Raw genomic sequence first — 1,271 nt, forward strand, 5'->3', positions numbered from 1 at the left:
CAGGGCCCCGGCAAAGTCGTTGCTCACGCCGCCAGGAGCAGGTTGATGGGGCGGTCGGTGTCGCGTGCGTGATGCCGTAGGGCAGCGGCGATGTTGTGGTGTCCGTCCAAGCGCAGCAGCGTGATCGCGGTGTTGCGCAGGCCCGCCATGACGCGGGGTGCGTTGCCGGTGCGGATCTGGGAGCGGTCCTCGTCGAAGGTGACGTCGCGGACCCAGTGCAGGCGGTTCTCGATCTCCCAGTGCGACTGCACCCATGTGGCCAGGACGGCAGGCGGCGCGGTGCGGGCATCCGCGCTGGTGATCAGGTAGACGATCTCGATGCTCCGTCGTCCCTTCCTGGTGACGGTGCGCCGCAACTGGGCGATCTGCGTGGCTCCGCTGAACTCGACCCACGCCGGCACGTCAACGACCTTGACCGTGCGAGTGGTACGGCGCCCATGTCCTCGGTCCGTCCTGGTGACGGCGGGTATCGAAGCCCAGGGAAGCGCCTTGAGCTGAGAGTACAAAGTCTTCTGGTTGGCCTTCACGGTCAGGACGTAGTCACCGCCGGCCCCGGTTATCAAGGTCGCGGTGTCGTGCTGAGTGTGCAGAGCGTCCATCGTGACGACCACGCCGTCCAGGTGGAGGAGTTGAAGCAGTTCCCGGGCGGCAGGGATCTCGTTGCTCTTCTCACTCACCGCGACCTGGCCGAGCACCGTCCCGGCCCCGTGTGCAAGGGCAGCGACCAGGTGCGGGGCCGCAGAGCCGCCGCCGCGTGCACCGCGAACCGTCTTGCCGTCGATGGCGACCACCCTGCGGCCCGCGACACGTGCGGTCCTGGTCAGGGCCCAGACTCCCAGCACCGTATCGAGACGGTCCGCGTCGAGGCGGGCGAACAGGCGCCGCAGCGTTGACTCGTCCACCCCGCCTCGCTCCAGACCCAGCCGTTCCAGCGCGGCACTTCCCGCGTCGCGGACCCACTCCCCGATCGCGGTGAACCCCCGGGCTCCGGCCACCACCGCGCACACCGACACCGCGATCAGAGCGCCCACCGGATGCCGGACCCCGCGCCGCCGACGCGGATCGGGTATCTCGGCGAGCATCTGGACGAGGAGCTCGTGATCCGGGACGGACATGCGAACGGGCGCGGGGATGAGAGACGATGACATGGCGCGGGCGTGATCCCCTGGTCGGACGGCAAGGCGTAGGAACCTCCATCCAACCGGACCGGAGCACGCCCGCGCACTTGTCCACCCGCAAACCCCCACGTCACAGGGCTACAGAACAACTTT

The 1,271-nt window shown here is 68.7% G+C and carries 1 protein-coding gene; it reads right to left on the reverse strand.

What is annotated here, in order from left to right:
* Positions 1-23: 23 nt before the first annotated feature.
* Entirely contained in the window at positions 24-1,115 is a 1,092-nt protein-coding gene (locus KUM40_RS20230) for an ISAs1 family transposase (protein ID WP_254395394.1), read from the reverse strand.
* Positions 1,116-1,271: the final 156 nt, after the last annotated feature.

Source organism: Streptomyces sp. AC512_CC834 (assembly GCF_019049325.1).
Lineage (GTDB): Bacteria > Actinomycetota > Actinomycetes > Streptomycetales > Streptomycetaceae > Streptomyces.